Annotated in this window: 17 protein-coding genes; 11 read left to right on the top strand and 6 right to left on the bottom strand. The window is 59.1% G+C overall.

The window, feature by feature from the left end; all coding sequences use genetic code 11:
* The first annotated feature begins 399 nt into the window (after positions 1 to 399).
* From ACA074_RS04975 to ACA074_RS04955, 5 genes are all read left to right on the top strand, one after another.
* Positions 400 to 1,056 (top strand): alpha/beta hydrolase, encoded by a 657-nt coding sequence (locus ACA074_RS04975; RefSeq protein WP_497678541.1) that lies wholly within the window; start codon positions 400 to 402, stop codon positions 1,054 to 1,056.
* A gap of 109 nt (positions 1,057 to 1,165) precedes the next feature.
* Positions 1,166 to 2,656, top strand: coding sequence for an ATP-dependent RNA helicase RhlB (gene rhlB, locus ACA074_RS04970; protein ID WP_401271375.1), 1,491 nt, complete (start codon positions 1,166 to 1,168; stop codon positions 2,654 to 2,656).
* Positions 2,657 to 2,794: 138 nt separating this feature from the next.
* Positions 2,795 to 3,739 carry an ornithine cyclodeaminase family protein gene (locus ACA074_RS04965; RefSeq protein WP_497678540.1) on the top strand — a complete coding sequence of 315 codons (945 nt, stop codon included), beginning with the start codon at positions 2,795 to 2,797 and terminating at the stop codon, positions 3,737 to 3,739.
* A gap of 46 nt (positions 3,740 to 3,785) precedes the next feature.
* Positions 3,786 to 4,913, top strand: coding sequence for an NAD(P)/FAD-dependent oxidoreductase (locus ACA074_RS04960; RefSeq protein ID WP_497678539.1), 1,128 nt, complete (start codon positions 3,786 to 3,788; stop codon positions 4,911 to 4,913).
* 93 nt (positions 4,914 to 5,006) lie between these two features.
* Positions 5,007 to 5,633, top strand: coding sequence for a helix-turn-helix transcriptional regulator (locus ACA074_RS04955; RefSeq protein ID WP_401271366.1), 627 nt, complete (start codon positions 5,007 to 5,009; stop codon positions 5,631 to 5,633).
* A gap of 123 nt (positions 5,634 to 5,756) precedes the next feature.
* On the opposite strand, the gene ACA074_RS04950 is transcribed toward ACA074_RS04955, so the two are convergent.
* From ACA074_RS04950 to ACA074_RS04925, 6 genes are all read right to left on the bottom strand, one after another.
* A complete protein-coding gene (locus ACA074_RS04950; protein ID WP_187676874.1) occupies positions 5,757 to 6,533 on the bottom strand; it encodes an ABC transporter substrate-binding protein in 777 nt (258 codons plus the stop codon).
* A 216-nt stretch (positions 6,534 to 6,749) separates the two neighbouring features.
* On the bottom strand, positions 6,750 to 7,202 hold the full coding sequence (moaE, locus tag ACA074_RS04945; protein ID WP_187676873.1) for a molybdopterin synthase catalytic subunit MoaE: 453 nt from the start codon (positions 7,200 to 7,202) through the stop codon (positions 6,750 to 6,752).
* 3 nt (positions 7,203 to 7,205) lie between these two features.
* A complete protein-coding gene (moaD, locus tag ACA074_RS04940; protein ID WP_497678538.1) occupies positions 7,206 to 7,448 on the bottom strand; it encodes a molybdopterin converting factor subunit 1 in 243 nt (80 codons plus the stop codon).
* Positions 7,445 to 7,918, bottom strand: a complete 474-nt coding sequence (gene moaC / locus ACA074_RS04935) for a cyclic pyranopterin monophosphate synthase MoaC (RefSeq protein ID WP_187676871.1) — start codon at positions 7,916 to 7,918, stop codon at positions 7,445 to 7,447. The genes moaD and moaC overlap by 4 nt, the downstream gene beginning before the upstream one ends.
* A gap of 131 nt (positions 7,919 to 8,049) precedes the next feature.
* Complete coding sequence (locus tag ACA074_RS04930; protein ID WP_187676870.1) at positions 8,050 to 9,444, bottom strand: PhoH family protein; 1,395 nt, start codon at positions 9,442 to 9,444, stop codon at positions 8,050 to 8,052.
* A gap of 337 nt (positions 9,445 to 9,781) precedes the next feature.
* A complete protein-coding gene (locus ACA074_RS04925) occupies positions 9,782 to 10,906 on the bottom strand; it encodes a polysaccharide deacetylase family protein (RefSeq protein WP_187676869.1) in 1,125 nt (374 codons plus the stop codon).
* A gap of 265 nt (positions 10,907 to 11,171) precedes the next feature.
* Here ACA074_RS04925 and yaaA point away from each other — a divergent pair, with 265 nt between their 5' ends.
* The 6 genes from yaaA (at position 11,172) to ACA074_RS04895 (ending at position 19,764) form a co-directional block, all read left to right on the top strand.
* Positions 11,172 to 11,951 carry a peroxide stress protein YaaA gene (gene yaaA / locus ACA074_RS04920; RefSeq protein ID WP_497678537.1) on the top strand — a complete coding sequence of 260 codons (780 nt, stop codon included), beginning with the start codon at positions 11,172 to 11,174 and terminating at the stop codon, positions 11,949 to 11,951.
* Between the two features lie 811 nt (positions 11,952 to 12,762).
* Positions 12,763 to 14,079, top strand: coding sequence for a nucleotide sugar dehydrogenase (locus ACA074_RS04915; protein WP_489879184.1), 1,317 nt, complete (start codon positions 12,763 to 12,765; stop codon positions 14,077 to 14,079).
* 98 nt (positions 14,080 to 14,177) lie between these two features.
* Positions 14,178 to 15,659: a mannuronan synthase gene (alg8, locus tag ACA074_RS04910; RefSeq protein WP_221729949.1), complete on the top strand. Its 1,482-nt coding sequence runs from the start codon at positions 14,178 to 14,180 to the stop codon at positions 15,657 to 15,659.
* A 35-nt stretch (positions 15,660 to 15,694) separates the two neighbouring features.
* Positions 15,695 to 16,864 (top strand): alginate biosynthesis protein Alg44, encoded by a 1,170-nt coding sequence (locus ACA074_RS04905; protein WP_305441517.1) that lies wholly within the window; start codon positions 15,695 to 15,697, stop codon positions 16,862 to 16,864.
* A gap of 9 nt (positions 16,865 to 16,873) precedes the next feature.
* A complete protein-coding gene (algK, locus tag ACA074_RS04900; protein WP_401271345.1) occupies positions 16,874 to 18,280 on the top strand; it encodes an alginate biosynthesis TPR repeat lipoprotein AlgK in 1,407 nt (468 codons plus the stop codon).
* The gene (locus ACA074_RS04895) at positions 18,277 to 19,764 is read left to right on the top strand and encodes an alginate export family protein (RefSeq protein ID WP_187676863.1); all 1,488 of its coding nucleotides are present in this window, start codon (positions 18,277 to 18,279) and stop codon (positions 19,762 to 19,764) included. Before algK ends, ACA074_RS04895 begins: the two co-directional genes overlap by 4 nt.
* The last annotated feature ends 14 nt before the right edge of the window (positions 19,765 to 19,778 follow it).

Genomic DNA, 19,778 nt, shown 5'->3' with positions numbered 1-19,778 from the left:
ACCCGTGTTGGCTTTTTTTAGGGTCAACCGACGTAGGACCTTCGCTATGAGTCTAGTAGGAGAAAATCCACATCATGGACAACTCACTTCTCACCAATCGGCCGAACGGGCTGTAGCCCTTTCACGTTCGCTAAGCCCGTAGCGGCCATTGGCGAACATCCATCACCGGATTCGTTGCTATCCCGTCGCGAGTCGTACACTGATAGTGTTACCGACACCCGTAGGACGCTTCGTACAATGTCCTCCATAGCAAAGCCCGTACCACACCGGCCCCGGAAGCGGTTCAGCGACAGGTCAATAGCAAAACTTGTACCCTTGCGACATCTAATTAACGGATCACCCGGACGCGCACTCGAATCACGCACTCAATGAGAGCGCCCGCACATATTTGGAGCAACCATGACCGAGCCCTTGATTCTTCAGCCTGTTAAGCCCGCAGATGCCTGCGTGATCTGGCTGCACGGCCTCGGCGCCGATCGTTACGATTTCCTGCCGGTGGCTGAAGCGTTGCAGGAAAGCCTGCTCAGCACGCGCTTTGTCCTGCCGCAGGCGCCGACCCGTCCAGTGACTATTAATGGCGGATATGCCATGCCGAGCTGGTACGACATCAAGGCCATGAGCCCGGCGCGGGCGATCGACCGCGATGAGCTGGAAGCGTCCGCCGACCGCATCATCGAATTGATCGAAGAGCAACGGGCCTGCGGAATAGACGCCTCGCGGATTTTCCTGGCAGGTTTTTCCCAGGGCGGCGCTGTGGTGTTCCACACTGCGTTTTTGAAATGGCAGGGGCCATTGGGTGGTGTGTTGGCGCTGTCGACGTACGCGCCGACTTTCAGCGATGAACTGGAATTGTCCGCCAGCCAGCAGCGCATTCCGGTGCTGTCGCTGCACGGTCAGTTCGACAACGTGGTGCAGAACTCGATGGGGCGTACCGCCTATGAGTATCTGAAGGCTCATGGTGTCACCGTGACATGGCAGGAATACCCAATGGAGCACGAAGTGTTACCCGAAGAAATTCGCGACATCGGCGTGTGGCTGAGCGAACGCCTGCGCTGATCACGCGGGCTGTTTTTTCCCTCGGCAATCCCCTTTGATCCCTCCCCCTACGCCGCGCCCGTTTCTTGCATTACACTGGCCGGCGTACATTCCTTAACCAATTGATGAGATGACCGTGCTCAAAGCACTCAAGAAGATGTTCGGTAAAAGCGAGGCTGAGCAGCTCGCGCCAGTTCCCAGTGCGCCGTCGCACGCCCCCGGCCATCGCAGCGATGCCCGCCAGGCCGACCGCCCCGCTACCGTAGCGGCACCGAAACAAGAGTCACAACCGGCCGCCGTCGCCCCTTCATCTGCTGCTCCTGTTGCAGAAAGCGTGCACAGCGAAGCGCCGAAACCGGCCAGGCCTCGCCGCGAACCGAAGCCAAAGGCACCGGTCATCCCGTGGAAACTCGAAGACTTCGCCGTCGAGCCGCAGGAAGGCAAAACCCGCTTTCACGATTTCAAACTGTCTCCGGAACTGATGCACGCCATCCAGGACCTGGGCTTCCCGTATTGCACGCCGATCCAGGCGCAGGTGCTGGGTTTCACCCTCGCCGGCAAAGATGCCATCGGTCGCGCCCAGACCGGCACCGGCAAGACCGCCGCGTTCCTGATCTCGATCATCACCCAATTGCTGCAGACGCCGCCGCCGAAAGAGCGCTACATGGGCGAACCCCGCGCCCTGATTATCGCGCCGACCCGTGAGCTGGTGGTGCAGATCGCCAAAGACGCCGCCGACCTGACCAAGTACACCGGCCTGAACGTGATGACGTTCGTGGGCGGCATGGACTTCGACAAGCAGCTCAAGCACCTCGAAGCGCGCCACTGCGACATCCTCGTCGCGACGCCGGGCCGCTTGCTCGACTTCAACCAGCGCGGCGACGTGCACCTGGACATGGTCGAAGTGATGGTGCTGGACGAAGCCGACCGCATGCTCGACATGGGTTTCATCCCGCAAGTACGCCAGATCATTCGCCAGACCCCGCCGAAAAGCGAACGTCAGACATTGCTGTTCTCCGCGACCTTCACCGAAGACGTAATGAACCTGGCCAAGCAATGGACCACCGACCCGTCGATCGTCGAAATCGAGTCGCAGAACGTCGCCAACGAAAACGTCGAACAGCACATCTATGCCGTGGCCGGTGCCGACAAGTACAAACTGCTCTTCAACCTGGTCAACGATAACGGCTGGGAACGGGTGATCGTGTTTGCCAACCGCAAGGACGAAGTGCGACGCATCGAAGAACGCCTCGTGCGTGACGGCATCAACGCCGCGCAACTGTCCGGCGACGTCCCGCAGCACAAACGCATCAAAACCCTGGAAGGCTTCCGCGAAGGCAAGATTCGCGTGCTGGTCGCTACCGATGTTGCCGGTCGCGGCATCCACATCGACGGCATCAGCCATGTGATCAACTTCACCCTGCCGGAAGTCCCGGACGACTACGTGCACCGCATCGGCCGTACCGGTCGTGCCGGCGCCGATGGCGTGTCGATCAGCTTCGCCGGTGAGGACGACTCCTACCAGTTGCCGTCCATCGAAGAAAAGCTGGGCCGCAAGATCAGCTGTGAAACGCCGCCAACGCATTTGTTGCGCGCGGTTGAGCGCGCGCGTCCGCAGTAAACGACGTCATAAAAAAGAAGCGCAGCCGGATACGGACTGCGCTTTTTTTTCGTCCGGATTTTTCAACAGGTGCTTGCCCGATAAAACTAAAAGTCCATAATGGACAAATTAGTTTAGATTTCACTTCCGGAGCCTGACATGTCCAGTACGCCCTACGTGATCGACCAAACCCAGGCCCATGAGCTGCTGACACGGATTGACGTGCCGCAAATCCTGCGCAAGCTGTTCCGCGACCTCGCTGCCGGCAACGCGGTGCAGCCGGCGCAGCAACGGGTGGAATTCCCGCAAGGGGCAGGCGACTTCATTAATTATCTGGGTGTGCTGGCCGAGGACGGCGTGTACGGGGTCAAGACTTCGCCGTACATCGTTCGCGAGCAAGGCGCACTCGTCACCGCGTGGACGCTGCTGATGTCGATGCAGACCGGCCAGCCGCTACTGCTCTGCGACGCGGGCGAGCTGACCACCGCGCGCACCGCCGCCGCCACGGCTGTGGCCGTCGACGCCCTCGCCCCGAGCGATGCCAAGCGACTGGCAATCATCGGCAGCGGCAAGGTCGCCCAAGCGCACCTGCACTACGTGAAATCACTGCGCGACTGGCAGAGCATCAGCCTGTACTCGCCTTCGCTGACCGAAGACCGTGACACTCAGGCTCTGCTGAAAACCATTGCTCCAGACCTGAAGATCGCCGACAGCCGTGAAGCGGCGATAGCCGATGCCGACGTGATCATGCTCTGCACCTCGTCCGCAGGCCCCGTGCTCGACCCGGCCACCCTGAGCAAACCGGCACTGATCACCTCGATCAGCACCAACGCCCCACGCGCCCATGAAGTGCCACCGCAGAGCCTCAGCGACATGCAGGTGTTCTGCGACTATCGTCTGACCACGCCGGGTTCGGCGGGTGAGATGTTGATTGCCGCCGAGCAGCACGGCTGGGACAAGGATTCGATCATCGGCGACCTCGCGGATCTGCTCAGCGAGAAAGTGCAGCGGCCCGGTTACGACCGTCACGTGTTTTTCCGCTCCATTGGTCTGGGTCTTGAAGACATTGCCCTGGCGAATGCGGTTTACCAATTACAGCGCTAACACCTCGAATCCCCTACACAAGTTCTCGTAACCCTTGGAGATTTTCATGAGCCAGGCAGATTTCATCATCATCGGCGGCGGAATTGCTGGCGCTTCCACCGGCTTCTGGCTGTCACCGCACGCCAAAGTCATCGTGCTGGAACGTGAATCCCATCCGGCCTATCACTCCACCGGACGCTCCGCCGCACTGTTCACCGCCGCATATGGCACACCGCAAGTACGCGCGCTGACCCAGGCCAGCCGTGAGTTCTTCGACAATCCACCGCCCGGCTTCTGCGAGCACCCGCTGCTGACCCCGCGCGGCGAAATGACCGTGGACTTCACCGGTGACGCCGCCGAACTGAATAACCAGTACCTCAGCGCCAAAGCCACGGTGCCACAGATGCAACTGCTCAGCGCCGACGAAGCCTGCGCGCGCCTGCCGATCCTGCGCCGGGAAAAAGTCCACGGCGCGATCTACGACCCGACGGCTTGCGATATCGACACCGACGCCCTGCATCAGGGTTACCTGCGCGGTATCCGTCGCAATAAAGGCGAAGTGCATACCGATTGCCAGGTGGTGAGCCTTGATCGCGACGCCAACGGTATTTGGCATGTGCAGACCAACGGCCAGACGTTCAGCGCTCCGGTGATCATCAACGCCGCCGGCGCCTGGGCCGACAAGGTCGGTGAAATGGCCGGCGCCCGATCGCTGGGCCTGCAACCAAAACGCCGTGCCGCATTCATTTTTGCCGGACCCGAAGGCGTGGATATTCACCATTGGCCGATGCTGGTCAGCCTCGACGAATCGTTCTACATGAAACCCGATGCGGGCATGTTTCTCGGCTCGCCGGCCAACGCCGACCCGGTCGAACCCCACGATGTGCAGCCGGAAGAACTGGATATTGCCACGGGCATCTACCAGATCGAGGAGGCCACGACCCTGACCATCCGCCGCCCGACCCGCACCTGGGCCGGCCTGCGCAATTTTGTCGCCGACGGCGACTTGCTCAGCGGTTTCGATCAGCAGGTGCCGGGGCTGTTTTGGGTAGCGGCGCAGGGCGGCTACGGCATACAGACATCACCGGCAATGGGCCAGGCCAGTGCGGCATTGGTGCGCGGTGAACCGCTACCCGAGCACCTGCACCAGTTCGGGCTGGACAGCAGCATGCTATCCCCTGCCCGCCTCGCCTGATCCGCCGTCCGGATGACGCGCCCAACGGATTGCGGCACACTCGCAGCGCCTCCTGTTTACGGAGGCGTTGACGCTGCCTGGAGCTCCACTGTCATGACCGCCCCCGAATTCGACCCGGCAATGGATAACTTCCGTGCCATCGCCGACGCCATCGCCACGCTGTTCTTTCCTCACGCCGAAGTGGTGCTGCACGATTTGCGCACGCAGAAGGTCGACTACATCGCCAACAACTTGTCCAAACGCGAGATCGGCGACGAGTCATCGCTGGAAGACATGCTCAGCGAAGACGTCAGCGAGCGAAATATCGGCCCGTACGAAAAACTCAATTGGGATGGCCAGAAAATTCGCAGTCTGAGCACAGTCTTGCGCGACAGCGAAGACCATCCGCTGGCGGTGCTGTGCATCAATCTGAATATTTCGCTGTTCGAAAATGCCAAGGCTGCGCTGGATCTGTTTCTCTCGCCCAGCAAACTGATTCCACAACCGGATTCACTGTTTCGCGATGACTGGCAGGAGCGCATCAACACCTTCCTGCATGCGTGGCTGCGCGAACGACAACTGAGCCTTAATCTGCTGACCCGCGATCACAAACGCGAACTGGTGCTGGCGCTGCACGCCGAGGGCGCGTTCAAGGGCAAGAGCGCCTCGAACTATGTGGCCAACGTGCTGAACATGGGGCGGGCGACGGTGTACAAGCATTTGAAGGAATTGAAGGGCTGAAAATCTGCGGTGATTTTTCTGGCCCCATCGCTGGCAAGCCAGCTCCCACAGGTTCTGCGGTGATCACATATTTGTGCTCGACGCAGACAATGTGGGAGCTGGCTTGCCAGCGATGGCGGACTATCAGTCGCCGTAGATATCGGACTTGAAGTACTTCTCGGAAATCTTCTGATATTCGCCACTGGCGCGAATGCCATCAATCGCGCCATTTAACTGGCTGACCAACTCGGAATTGCCCTTGCGCACCGCAATCCCCGCCCCTTCGCCGACGTATTTCGGATCTTTCAACTCCGGCCCGACAAACGCATAGCCCTTGCCACGCGGCATCGTGAGGAAATCATTCAGGGGAATGGTGTCGGCGAAAATCGCATCAAGTCGCCCGGCGGCCAAGTCCATGTAGATTTCTTCGTTGTTGCTGTAGCGCTTGACGTTGACGCCCTTGGGTTCGAACACCTCGGTGGCATAACGGTCGGTGGTGGTCGCACGCTGTACGCCGACGTTCTTGCCCTTGAGGCTGGCGTACTGGTCATCGACCGTGGCGCCGTCCTTCATCACCAGTCGCGACGAAGTGAAGTAGTACTTGTGGGTGAAATCCACTGACTTCTTGCGGTCTTCGTTGATCGTCATGGACGACAGCGCCATGTCGATTTTCTTCACTTTCAGGGAAGGAATCAGACCGTCGAATTCACCCTCGACCCACACGCATTTGACCTTCATCTGCGCGCACAGGGCGTTGCCGATGTCGTAGTCGAAACCGACGATTTCACCTTTGTCGGTTTTCGAGGCGAAGGGTGGGTAAGCGGCTTCGATGCCGATGCGCAGAGTTTTCTCGGCGGCAAACGAGCTGGTGCACGCCAGCAGGCTCAGGGCCAGACCGGTGATGAGGGGGAGTTTCTTCATGTTCGTTCTCTCGCGGGTTGTTGTTGGTTTGGCAAGACAGAAGAAAGAGCTGAACGGTGATTTTGTACTTGTAAATCCATACTGGACTTTAATGTATGGATCGTCAATCAGCAGAAAAAGCAAAAGATCGCAGCCTTCGGCAGCTCCTACATTGGGATGTCGTACACCCTGTAGGAGCTGCCGAAGGCTGCGATCTTTTTGGTGAAACAACAGGACTTACTTGTTCCAGCGATCCGCCGCCGCATGATCACTGTCGCGCCCTTCCACCCAGCGCGGGCCGTCGCTGGTGTTTTCTTTCTTCCAGAACGGCGCACGGGTTTTCAGGTAGTCCATGACGAAAGCGCAGGCATCGAATGCTGCCTGGCGATGGGCACTGGCGGCGCCGACAAAGACAATCGGCTCGCCCGGTTCCAGCGCGCCGATGCGGTGCAGCACTTCCAGCTTCAACAATGGCCAGCGCTGCTCGGCTTCGACGGCAATTTTGCCCAGGGCCTTTTCGGTCATGCCCGGATAGTGCTCGAGGAACATGCCGGCCACATCGAGGCCATCGTTGAAGTCGCGCACGTAGCCGACAAAACTCACCACCGCGCCGACGCCGACATTGGCCGCATGCATTGCGTTGACTTCAGCACCCGGGTCGAACGGCTTGGCCTGCACGCGAATTGCCATGGCTCAGCCTCCGGTCACGGTCGGGAAGAACGCCACTTCGTCGCCATCGGTAACAGGCTCATCGAGTTGGCAGAGGTCTTCGTTGCGCGCGCACATCAAGTTCTGTTCGCTCAACACCTCGGCGCCATCACGCTTGGCCAACAAAGCGCGCACGTCATCAACAGTGGCGAAATCGCCTTCGACCTTTACCGAATCAACACCCAGTGCTTCACGGTAACGGGCAAAAAACCTCACGGTCACGTTCATGGTTGCTCCGCCTGGAAGTGACCGCTCTTGCCACCGACCTTCTCCAGCAGCTTCACGCTTTCGATGGTCATGCCGCGATCCACGGCTTTGCACATGTCATAGATAGTCAGCGCAGCGACGCTGGCAGCGGTCAGCGCTTCCATCTCGACGCCGGTCTGCCCGGACAGTTTGCAACGGGCGACGATGCGCACGGCGTCTTCGCCTTCAGCGCTGAGTTCGACTTTGACGCCGGTGAGCATCAGCGGATGGCACAGGGGAATCAGATCGCTGGTTTTCTTCGCCGCCTGAATGCCGGCAATACGCGCTACGGCAAACACGTCGCCTTTGGGATGGCCGCCACTGACGATCATCTGCAGAGTTTCGGGGAGCATGCGCACCAGCGCTTGGGCCGTCGCTTCACGGAACGTCACGGCTTTTTCGGTGACGTCGACCATGTTGGCGCGACCTTGGGAATCGAGATGAGTCAGCACGGGATTACTCCTGATCAGGAGCGGGGATTGTAAACCTGCGGGTCAAATTTCCGCACGCTTGAATATGGCGTTCTTCGTATAGGGCATAAAAAACCGGGCGGATGTTGGGCCGCCCGGTTCTGTTGGAAGGATTACAGATGCGATTCGGCGTATTCGGCCAGGATTGAGCGAGGCACCCCTTGCAGGGTGATGTGCACACCGTTGGGGAAATCCTTGAAGCGTTCGGTCAGGTAGGTCAGCCCGGAGCTGGTCGCGGACAGGTAAGGGGTGTCGATCTGCGCCAGGTTGCCTAGGCACACCACTTTGGAACCGGCACCGGCACGGGTGATGATGGTTTTCATCTGGTGCGGCGTGAGGTTCTGGCATTCGTCGATCAGGATCAGGCTCTGCTGGAAGCTGCGACCGCGAATGTAGTTGAGCGATTTGAACTGCAACGGCACTTTGCTGAGGATGTAGTCGACGCTGCCATGGGTGTTTTCGTCATCCATGTGCAAGGCTTCGAGGTTGTCGGTGATGGCGCCGAGCCAAGGCTCCATTTTTTCCGCTTCGGTGCCCGGCAGGAAGCCGATCTCCTGATCCAGACCCTGCACACTGCGGGTGGCGATGATGCGGCGATAACGCTTGCTGACCATGGTCTGCTCGATCGCAGCGGCCAGCGCCAGGATGGTTTTACCGGAACCGGCAGCGCCGGACAGGTTGACCAGATGGATGTCCGGATCAAGCAGTGCGTACAGCGCCAGGCTCTGATAGATGTCGCGCGGCTTGAGGCCCCAGGCTTCCTGGTGCAGCAGCGGTTCCTGATGCAGGTCGAGGATCAGCAGTTTGTCTTCCTGGATTTCCTTGATCCAGCCGACAAAGCCCTGTTCGTCAATGATGAACTCGTTGATGTGTACCGCCGGCAGGTTGTCGATCAGTTGCACCTGATGCCAGGTGCGGCCGTGGTCCTGACGGGTTTCGACCTTGCTCACGCGGTCCCAGAAAGAACCGGTCATGTTGTGGTAGCCGTTGGGTAGCAGGGACACGTCATCGACCAGTTGGTCGGTGCTGTAGTCCTCGGCCGCGATCCCGCAGGCGCGCGCCTTGAGGCGCATGTTGATGTCTTTGGTGACCAGCACCACAGCTTTCTGCGGATCACGGGTGTGCAGGTCGATCAACTGGTTGATGATTTTGTTGTCGTTCAGGTGCTCGGGCAGAATCAGGTTCGACTCGGCCTTTTTGCTCATCAGAATTGACAGCAAGCCCTTCGGCCCGCTCTTGCCGCGCTGGATCGGCACACCCAGTTCGACGTCCTCGGGGGAGGCGTCACCCAGGGTCTTGTCGATCAGCCGGATGGCCTGACGGCATTCGGCGGCAACGCTGTGATGTCCGCTCTTGAGCTTGTCCAACTCCTCAAGCACGGTCATCGGGATCGCGACGTGGTGTTCTTCGAAATTAAGCAGGGCGTTTGGATCGTGAATCAATACGTTGGTATCGAGTACATAAAGGATTGGCTGGTTGGAGGAAGGGCTACGTCCGTGATCATCCATACTCGGTCACCTATGTCAGAGCCAGTAGACGCAATACCTTGGCGGTGCTGCGCCTCGAAGTGACTGCCGAAATCTCACCTGCGGAGATTCAAGTGACTGCAAACAAACGGGTCTTGGAAGACGCCACCTGTGTTGCAGGTTTCGGCGGTCTGTCTTCGTAATACTCCAAAACCCATGACATAAAAAAGCACTTTGACGGTTTTTTTAAGTTTATTTTGCAAAGTGACGAAAAGCCCTTGGCGGACCGCCCTGCCCCCGTTAGAGTCGGAAGTCCACCTGCACTGAAACCTCTGAAAAAATCACCCCAAGCCCAATGTTTCCGGGCTTTTGCCGTTTCTCAGCGAAACGCGTCCTGACAATCCTCCCAGCCGATGCCACTTTGCGCAGTTTGTGTGATCAGCCACGGCATCGCGGTCTTCACCGCATCCTGCTTCATGTTGAAATTGATCACTCCATGGCGCCACAACAGCATCAGGGTCAGCACCCGCTGCGCGCTCTGGGGCCCCTTGAGTTTGCCCGCGCCATCCTGGGCGTCGATGTCCCACAACGCCACTTGCAGACCCTGGCTATTGAAGAAACCTTGTGCGTCACTGCGGCGCTGGCCATCCGGCGGGCGGAACAGCGGCACGTAGTTTTCCGGCAATTTGTTCCTGACCAGATCAGCGCTGCGCCGCACCGAGTCCTGCCAGTCCTGCCAATGGCTGTGGGAACGGAACTCCCAACCCTGCACGCCGACGCATTGTTGCGAAAACGCCGCTTGCAGGTTGCTCACCGAACGGTCACCCAGCCGCGCCTGAATATCCTTGCCAAGCATGAAGAACGTGCCGCTCATGTTCGCCTTGCGCAGGTACTCGGTGAGCCAGTCGGTGTTGTCCGGTTGCACGTTGGCGGCGCTGTCGAAGGTCAGCAGAAACAGCCGGTCATGCATTTCCTCGCCGTTGCGCTCGTAGTCGCCAAAACGATCGAATTCGTTGCTGTTCTGAGGCGAAAGCGCAGCCTTGCGCATCAACTCGTCCAGATAGAGCAAATGGAAGATCCGGCTTGGCTCGGCCCACTTGGTGTAATAGCTGTCATCGCTGACCACGAACTTGGCGGCTTGCTCGCGCAGAGTCGGCAAGTCTTCGACGAGGAAGCAGAACGAGGCGTCCTGATCGCAGCTCTGCTGAGCGAAGTTGTAGTTGGCCAGCAGACGCTGCCACAGCCGTTGGCGCAGGCTATTAACCGCGTCGATATTGACCGTGCGCAGCCCCAGGCGCTGGGCCAGGGCGGCTTCGTCCATCGACTCGGTGCCCAGCAGACCGCGGGCGAACATGAGGATTTCCGCCCGCGATGCCACGTCGAACAGCGTAGGGCTGCTCAGTTGCTCCGGCCAGGTACTGCGATCCAGCGTCGCCACATCGCCCGGCGCCGCAACGGCACCGAAGCTCAATAGCCACGCGGTGAATAAAAGAACAATGCGCAATGGGATGTCTCCGTAACAAAACCCGGGCGGCACTATAGCTGATCCCACACAGTTCCCTCAGCAACACAGATTCCCATGTGGGAGCGAGCCTGCTCGCGAATACGGATTCAGATCCGCCATCGAAGTCGACTGATGCACTGCTTTCGCGAGCAGGCTCGCTCCCACGGGGGATTGGGGCCAGCCGTCGATCACCTATGGACTTGATAGCTGGAGTCAACACCGACAACCCCCTAGAATCGCCCCCACGATTAAAGGAGACGACTTCATGCTGATGGTGATTTCCCCCGCCAAGACCCTCGATTACGAAACACCGCCGGCGACCCAGCGCTTCACCCAGCCGCAATACCTCGACCACTCTCAGGAGCTGATTCAGCAATTGCGTGAGCTGTCGCCAGCGCAGATCAGCGAATTGATGCACGTCTCAGACAAGATCGGCGGGCTCAACGCCGCACGTTTCGGCAGCTGGACGCCAGCCTTCACCCCGGAAAACGCCAAGCAGGCCCTGCTCGCATTCAAGGGTGACGTCTACACCGGTCTCGACGCCCAGTCCTTCAGTGAAGCGAATTTCGATTACGCACAAAAACACCTGCGCATGCTCTCGGGCCTTTATGGCCTGCTGCGCCCGCTGGATCTGATGCAACCCTATCGCCTGGAAATGGGCACCAAACTGGCCAACGCGCGCGGCAAGGATTTGTACGCGTTCTGGCGCACGCGCATCAGTGAATGGCTGAATGAAGCATTGGCCGAGCAAGGCGATGATTTGCTGCTCAACCTGGCGTCCAACGAGTACTTCTCTGCTGTCAAACGCACCGCGTTGAATGCGCGAATCATCAATGCCGATTTCAAGGATCTGAAAAACGGTCAGTACAAGATCATCAGTTTCTACGCGAAAAAGGCCCGTGGTTTGATGAGCCGCTTCGTGATCCAGGAACGCATCAACGACCCAGCCCAGCTCAAGCAGTTCGATGTGCAGGGTTATCGCTACAGCGCCGAGCAATCGAAACCGGACAATCTGGTGTTTTTGCGCGATCACGCCCCCGAATAAAGCATGCCCGTTGCACGACTCTTTCTATAAAGAGTCGTGCAGGTCGCACGATGTCAAAAATCCCCCGCCTGTTTTTGCCATTTTTATGGCGCCAAAAAAATATCCCCATCTTTTCTAATATTAGTTTCACTCGACACTGATCTTTTTTTTCAGTAGTGGCACCTAAATTTTTTCACCGTAGTGGCACAAAACTATCTAATGTGATTATTCGCCTGTTAATAAAGGTCGAAAACGAAAGTGCTATCAAATTGAGACTAGTGCCATCTAGGACAATATTTCAAGAAATTTCAGATTTCGCGATGAGCGGGCAGGAACTTCGTCCAAATGCATAGCTCATACCACCGGTAACGATTCTCGCCGAGTTTGTACGAGATAACTTACGCAGGGTCGATAGTCATGTAACCAAGTTGTCACAGCAACTTGCCTAGATGACTAACCAGTCTGAAAACAACTTGATGGACAGGAGATACGCACCATTAATATCCCCTGCAAGGCCATGACCGCGCCCCTATAAACGTGCTCGCCTGAGCACCCAACCGCTTGATTTTAAAGGCTTCTACCTGACATCAAGCGCGTAAAAACGACTGCACCAAGATCTTCAAACATGAAGATTGGCTGCAAAACAGGGCAAGTCATAACAACAAAGCCTGGTTGCGCACATCTTGAGTGCACTTATTTAGACACTCGAAACTTAGTATGCCTGCACACGGCATTGTGGCGCCTGTATGCCGCACTTTCGAGTGCACTAATGAACGCTGAACACCATTAACTCCGGCCCTCTAACGGCCTGATATATACAGAGGTAATTGCGATGCGCATCAGCATATTTGGTTTGGGTTACGTTGGCGCAGTGTGTGCCGGCTGCCTGTCTGCACGGGGCCATGACGTGGTTGGCGTCGACGTTGCCAAAGACAAGATCGACATGATCAACGCCGGTAAATCGCCGATAGTTGAACCGGGCCTGGGCGAACTTCTGCAACAGGGTATTCAGACCGGTCGCCTGCGTGGCACGACCAACTTCGCCGAGGCGATTCGTGACACCGATCTGTCGATGATCTGCGTCGGTACGCCGAGCAAGAAGAACGGCGACCTGGAACTGAACTACATCGAAGCGGTATGCCGCGAGATCGGTTTTGTCCTGCGTGAAAAATCCACCCGCCACACCATCGTCGTGCGCAGCACCGTACTGCCGGGCACTGTCGCAAACGTTGTCATCCCGATCCTCGAAGATTGCTCCGGCAAGAAGGCTGGCGTTGATTTCGGCGTTGCGGTCAACCCTGAGTTCCTGCGTGAATCCACCGCCATCGCCGACTACGACCTGCCACCGATGACCGTCATCGGCGAGTTCGACAAGGCTTCTGGCGACGTTCTGCAATCGCTGTACGAAGAACTCGACGCGCCGATCATCCGCAAGGACATCGCTGTCGCCGAGATGATCAAGTACACCTGCAACGTCTGGCACGCGACCAAAGTGACCTTCGCCAACGAGATCGGCAACATCGCCAAAGCGGTCGGCGTCGATGGCCGTGAAGTGATGGACGTGGTCTGCCAGGACAAGACCCTCAATCTGTCCCAGTACTACATGCGTCCGGGCTTCGCGTTCGGCGGCTCGTGCCTGCCAAAAGACGTGCGTGCCCTGACCTACCGCGCCGGTTCCCTGGACGTCGAGGCACCGCTGCTCAACTCGCTGATGCGCAGCAACGAATCGCAAGTGCAGAACGCCTTCGACATCGTTGAAAGCCACGACAAACGCAAAGTCGCCCTGCTCGGCCTGAGCTTCAAGGCCGGCACCGACGACCTGCGCGAAAGCCCGCTGGTAGAGCTGGCAGAAATGCTGATCGGCAAGGGTTACGACCTGAGCATCTACGACAGCAACGTCGAGTACGCCCGTGTTCACGGCGCGAACAAGGACTACATCGAGTCGAAAATCCCGCACGTGTCGTCCCTGCTCAACGCGGACTTCGATTCGGTGGTCAACAACTCCGACGTGATCATCCTCGGCAACCGCGACGAGAAATTCCGCGCGCTGGCTCAGCAAGCACCGCACGGCAAACAGGTCATCGACCTGGTCGGTTTCATGGCCAAAGCCACCGACACCGGTACGCGCACCGAAGGCATTTGCTGGTAACGCAGCCCTAAGCGACAAGCCTCGAGCTGCCAGCCAAAGCGTTTCGCTTGCAGCTCGAAGCTTGCGGCTTGAAGCCTTCTCACCTTCGGATGACGTTGATGACCAAGCTCAAACATTTTTTTCTGCAATCCGCCGGCTGGCTTTTTTATCTCAGTCTGCTGATGGGCCTGGCCTTGATGCTGCCCACGTCCACATTCGACTCCGAGTCGAAGGACTTCATTTTTCTGATTGGCGCCGTGGGTATCTGGCGCTATTCGATGGGTGCAACGCACTTTGTGCGCGGCATGATTTTCCTCTACATCGTTTACCCGCACCTGCGCCGTAAAGTGCGCAAGCTGGGTAAAGCGGCAGATCCGTCGCATGTGTTTCTGATGGTCACCAGTTTCCGTATCGACGCGCTGACCACTGCGCAGGTCTACAGCTCGGTGATCCGCGAAGCCATCGACTGCGAACTGCCGACCACCGTGGTCTGCTCGATCGTGGAAATGTCCGATGAGCTGCTGGTCAAGGCGCTGTGGGCACGGATGAATCCGCCTGAGCGAGTCAAACTCGACTTCGTGCGCATTCCCGGCACCGGCAAGCGTGATGGCCTGGCCTACGGTTTCCGCGCGATCTCCCGTCACCTGCCAGACGACCGCGCCGTAGTGGCCGTGATCGATGGCGATACCGTGCTCGGCGAAGGCACCGTGCGCAAGACCGTGCCGTGGTTCCAGTTGTTCGGCAATGTCGGCGGCCTGACCACCAACGAGTTCTGCGAAGTACGCGGCGGCTACATCATGAGCGAATGGCACAAGCTGCGTTTCGCCCAGCGTCACATCAACATGTGCTCGATGGCCCTGTCCAAGCGCGTGCTGACCATGACCGGGCGCATGTCGGTGTTCCGTGCCACCGTGGTCACCAACCCGGAGTTCATCGCCGACGTTGAAAGCGACTCGCTGCAGCACTGGCGTCTGGGCCGATTCAAGTTTCTGACCGGCGACGACAAGTCGAGCTGGTTCAGCCTGATGCGTCTCGGTTACGACACCTTTTACGTGCCTGACGCGGCGATCAACACCGTTGAACACCCGCCGGAAAAGAGCTTCATCAAGGCCAGTCGCAAACTGATGTTCCGCTGGTACGGCAACAACCTGCGACAGAACTCCCGCGCCTTGGGCCTGGGTGTGAAACGCCTCGGCGCCTTCACCTCGGTGGTGCTGTTCGATCAGCGCGTGTCGATGTGGACGTCGCTGCTCGGTCTGACCGTGGCGATCATCGCCAGCTTCAAGTACGGCACCGCGTTCATCCTGGTTTACCTGCTGTGGATCGGCATCACCCGCCTGATTCTGACCCTGCTGTTGTCCTGCTCCGGTCACCGGATCGGCCCGGCCTACCCGGCGATTCTTTATTACAACCAGATCGTCGGTGCGCTGGTGAAGATCTACGTGTTCTTCCGCCTCGACCAACAATCCTGGACTCGCCAACCCACTTCCCTGACCCGTGATCTCGCCAGCTTTCAACGTTGGTTCAACACCTGGTCGTCTCGGACCATGACCTTCTCCGCCGGCAGCATTTTCGTCGCCGTGCTGCTGATGATGGTCTGACCCGCCCCTATTGAATTAACAAGGAAATCGCCCCTATGAATACCGCCGTCAACGCCAACGTAGTGCATGAATCCGAAGCCCAGCGCCAACACGCCCGAGTGAAAATCCCGGCCAAGCTGCGTTTCTTCGGCCCCGACCGGACGCCAATGGAAGCACGGGTCCTCGACCTGTCCGCCGGTGGTCTGGCGTTCAACGCCGGGCAAATGCCGCTGACCATCGGCGAGGTGTACAAGGCCCGCCTGCAATTCGTCATCGACAACCTCGGCCTGGCCATGGACGTTGAACTGCAGGTGCGCTCCTTCGACCGCCAGACCGGCCGTGCCGGTTGCCAGTTCCAGAACCTTGAGCCGCAGGACATTTCCACCCTGCGCCACTTGATCACTTCGCACCTGGCCGGCGACATCGTCAGCATGGGTGAAGTACTGGCGACCCTGCAGCGCGACAACTTCACCAAGGCGCGCAAGGTCAAGGATGGCGGCAGCGGCATGACCCCGTTCGGGCGTCTGAAAGCAGTGACGTTCAGTGCCGGTATTTTTGCGGTCGGCCTGGTTGCGGCGGGTTTCATCTTCAAATCGGTGTACGGCATGTACTTCGTCAGCCATGCGCAGGCGGGCCTTGTCAGCGTACCGGGCATGAACATCACCATGCCGCGCGATGGCACCGTGCAGAGCCTGGTCAAGTCCGACGGCGTCGCCGCCAAAGGCGCACCGTTGGCGACCTTCAGCACCAGCATGCTCGACGTGCTCAAAGGGCATCTGGAAGAAGACCAACTGTCCCCGGCCAAGGTTGAAGAACTGTTCGGCAAGCAAATGACCGGCACCCTGACCTCGCCGTGCGATTGCACCGTGGCCCAGCAACTGGTGGCCGACGGTCAATACGCGAGCAAGGGCGATGTGATCTTCCAACTGGTACCGCGCAACACCGAGGCGAATGTGGAAGCACGCTTCTCCTATCGCCAGTTCGGCGACGTGCGTCCGGGCACCCCGGTGAGCTTCCAGATCGCCGGCGAAGACAAGATCCGCACCGGCAAGATCGTCAGCAGCACCAGCCTGAAAAGCGCCGACCTGTCTTCCGATATCCGCGTACAGATCAAGCCTGACGAGTCGCTCGACAGCAGCCTCGCCGGCCGTCCGGTGGAAGTGAACAGCGACCGTGGCCCGAACCTGAACTGGTTGATCGACAAAGCCATGGCTGCCGGTCTTTAAGTCGAGGACATGCCTGTGACTAGCCCAATCAGAATCCTGCCGGTTCCGCTGACCCTGGCCATGGCAATTGCCCTGGCCGGTTGCGCCGGCCTGCCCGATCAGCGTCTGGCCAACGAAGCGCTCAAGCGTGGCGACACCGCCACCGCCGCGCAGAACTACCAGCAACTGGCCGATCTGGGTTACAGCGAAGCGCAAGTGGGCCTCGCCGATATTCAGGTCGACAGCCGCGATCCTGCGCAAATGAAACAGGCCGAAGCGACTTATCGCGCAGCGGCCAGCGTTTCGCCTCGTGCTCAGGCTCGTCTCGGTCGCTTGCTGGTGGCCAAACCCGGTTCCACCGAAGCCGAGCACCACGAAGCCGAGACCCTGCTGAAAAAAGCCGCCGCCAATGGAGAAGGCAATACGTTGATCCCGCTGGCGATGCTGTACCTGCAATACCCGCACAGCTTCCCGAACATCAACGCCCAGCAGCAGATCGACCAGTGGCGCAAATCCGGCTACCCCGAAGCAGGTCTCGCGCAAGTGCTGCTGTATCGCACTCAAGGCACCTACGACCAGCATCTGGATGACGTGGAAAAGATCTGCAAAGCCGCGCTCAACACCACCGACATTTGCTATGTCGAACTGGCCACGGTCTATCAGAAACGTGCCCAGCCTGAGCAACAGGCTGAGCTGATCAAGCAGATGCAGGCCGGTTACAGCCGTGGCACCGTCACCGCTCAACGCGTCGATTCGGTTGCCCGTGTACTGGCCGATTCGACCCTGGGCAAGACCGACGAAAAAACCGCACAGTCTTTACTTGAGCCGATTGCTCCAGGCTACCCGGCGTCGTGGGTGACCCTCGCGCAACTGCTTTACGACTACCCGGAACTGGGCGACGTCGACCAGATGATGAAGTACCTGGACAACGGCCGCGCCGCCGACCAGCCGCGCGCCGAGCTGTTGCTGGGCAAGCTTTACTACGAAGGAAAAATGGTTCCGGCTGACGCCAAAGTCGCCGAAGAACATTTCCAGAAAGCCGTGGGCCGTGAAGTCGCTGCCGATTACTACCTCGGCCAGATCTACCGCCGTGGTTATCTGGGCAAGGTCTATCCGCAGAAGGCTCTCGACCATTTGCTGACCGCTGCGCGCAACGGCCAGAACAGCGCCGACTTCGCCATCGCCCAGCTGTTTTCCCAAGGCAAGGGCACCAAGCCCGACCCGCTCAACGCCTATGTATTCAGCCAATTGGCCAAGGCGCAAAACACCCCGCAAGCCGATGAACTGGCGACGACTATCGCTGCCCAGTTGCCGCCCGAGCGTCTGGCCGAAGCCCAGCGCCTGCTGCGACAGGAACAGGCCAGCCGTGGCGCCCTGAATCAGAACACGCTGCAACTGCACGCCCTGCAAGAAGAAGACGGCGAGGAAAAACTATGAAGCTCAATCCATTCGTGAAGGCCGGCATTGGCCTCACTTTCGCGCTGATCTGGTCTTGCCCGACACTGGCTGCGATGACTGAAAGCAAAAACTTCGGCCTCGAAGTGAAAATCACCGGCCAGTCCGAAGACGACCGCGACCTCGGCACCGCCAGTGGCGGCGACGTCAACGGTGTCGGCCTCGATCTGCGTCCGTGGGTCTACGGCGAAAGCGGCGCGTGGAGCGCCTACGCCATGGGCCAGGCCGTGACCTCGACCGACATCATCGAGACCGACACCCTGCAGCAGTCCGACAGCGACGGCACCCAGACCACCGACAACGGTGATCGCAAGACCAAGAAAAACTACCTGGCGATGCGTGAGTTCTGGGTCGGCTACAGCGGCCTCACCCCTTACCCGGGCGAAATGCTCAAGTTCGGTCGCCAACGCCTGCGCAATGACGACGGCCAATGGCGCGACACCAACATCGAAGCGCTGAACTGGACTTTCGACACCACCCTGTTGCGCGCCAACGTCGGTGTTGCCGAACGCTTCAGCGAATACCGCACCGACCTCAAAGAGCTGGCACCGAAAGACAAGGATCGCCTGCACGCCTACGCCGATGCCGCTTACCAGTGGACACCGGGTAACTGGGTCGGCATTCGCGGTCACCATACCCACGATGACGGCAAACTGGATTATCCGGAGCCGGGTGTTGCCGCTGATTCGCTGGACAAGAAAGAGAACGGCGACATCAGCTGGCTCGGTCTCACCGCCGACAGCGATGCCTACAACTGGCGCAACACCAACACCGTCAACTACTGGGGCAGCATCACCGGCATGAGCGGCGACCGCGACACGGTCAACGCGCTGAACGCCGATGGTTCGCGCCCGGCGCAAGCCAAGCGCAGCGATGACGTCGACGGCTGGGCCACCGACATCGGTGTGCGTCTGCGCCTCGACCCGCAATGGCAAGTCGGTGCCGCCTATGCCCGCGCCAGCGCCGATTACGAACAGACCGGTCTGGAAAGCAATCGCTCGAACTACACCGGTACCCGTTCGCGCGTACACCGTTTCGGCGAAGCCTTCCGTGGCGAAATGAACAACATGCAGACCGCCACCCTGTTCGGTTCGTGGATGCTCAACGACGAGTACGACGCCAGCCTGATCTATCACAAGTTCTGGCGCGTCGACGGCAGCAAACCTGTCGGCAGCAATGGCATCAACGCCGTGGAAAACAACACCGACGACGTGACCGGCGCCATCCTCTCCAGCACTTCGCTGCCACTTCAGGACGGCAACAAGGATCTGGGTCAGGAGATGGACCTGGTCGTCACCAAGTACTTCAAGCAAGGCCTGTTGCCGGCGGCGTTGAGCCAGTCGATCGACGAGCCTTCGGCACTGGTGCGATTCCGTGGCGGCGTGTTCAAGCCGGGCGACGCCTATGGCAGCCAGGTTGATTCGTACATGCACCGCGCGTTCATCGACGTGATCTGGCGCTTCTGATGCAAACCGCGAAG

The sequence above is a fragment of the Pseudomonas sp. LBUM1655 genome (assembly GCF_059716085.1).
The sequence above is the reverse complement of the archived record's forward strand: the minus strand, read 5'-3'. Positions and strand labels throughout refer to the sequence as shown.

Excerpts from the sequence above, each read along its gene's own strand:
- ACA074_RS04975 (WP_497678541.1), top strand. The coding sequence starts at position 400 with ATGACCGAGCCCTTGATTCTTCAGCCTGTTAAGCCCGCAGATGCCTGC.
- rhlB (WP_401271375.1), top strand. The coding sequence starts at position 1,166 with ATGACCGTGCTCAAAGCACTCAAGAAGATGTTCGGTAAAAGCGAGGCT.
- ACA074_RS04965 (WP_497678540.1), top strand. The coding sequence starts at position 2,795 with ATGTCCAGTACGCCCTACGTGATCGACCAAACCCAGGCCCATGAGCTG.
- ACA074_RS04960 (WP_497678539.1), top strand. The coding sequence starts at position 3,786 with ATGAGCCAGGCAGATTTCATCATCATCGGCGGCGGAATTGCTGGCGCT.
- ACA074_RS04955 (WP_401271366.1), top strand. The coding sequence starts at position 5,007 with ATGACCGCCCCCGAATTCGACCCGGCAATGGATAACTTCCGTGCCATC.
- ACA074_RS04950 (WP_187676874.1), bottom strand. The coding sequence starts at position 6,533 with ATGAAGAAACTCCCCCTCATCACCGGTCTGGCCCTGAGCCTGCTGGCG.
- moaE (WP_187676873.1), bottom strand. The coding sequence starts at position 7,202 with ATGGCAATTCGCGTGCAGGCCAAGCCGTTCGACCCGGGTGCTGAAGTC.
- moaD (WP_497678538.1), bottom strand. The coding sequence starts at position 7,448 with ATGAACGTGACCGTGAGGTTTTTTGCCCGTTACCGTGAAGCACTGGGT.
- ACA074_RS04930 (WP_187676870.1), bottom strand. The coding sequence starts at position 9,444 with ATGGATGATCACGGACGTAGCCCTTCCTCCAACCAGCCAATCCTTTAT.
- yaaA (WP_497678537.1), top strand. The coding sequence starts at position 11,172 with ATGCTGATGGTGATTTCCCCCGCCAAGACCCTCGATTACGAAACACCG.
- ACA074_RS04915 (WP_489879184.1), top strand. The coding sequence starts at position 12,763 with ATGCGCATCAGCATATTTGGTTTGGGTTACGTTGGCGCAGTGTGTGCC.
- alg8 (WP_221729949.1), top strand. The coding sequence starts at position 14,178 with ATGACCAAGCTCAAACATTTTTTTCTGCAATCCGCCGGCTGGCTTTTT.
- ACA074_RS04905 (WP_305441517.1), top strand. The coding sequence starts at position 15,695 with ATGAATACCGCCGTCAACGCCAACGTAGTGCATGAATCCGAAGCCCAG.
- algK (WP_401271345.1), top strand. The coding sequence starts at position 16,874 with ATGCCTGTGACTAGCCCAATCAGAATCCTGCCGGTTCCGCTGACCCTG.
- ACA074_RS04895 (WP_187676863.1), top strand. The coding sequence starts at position 18,277 with ATGAAGCTCAATCCATTCGTGAAGGCCGGCATTGGCCTCACTTTCGCG.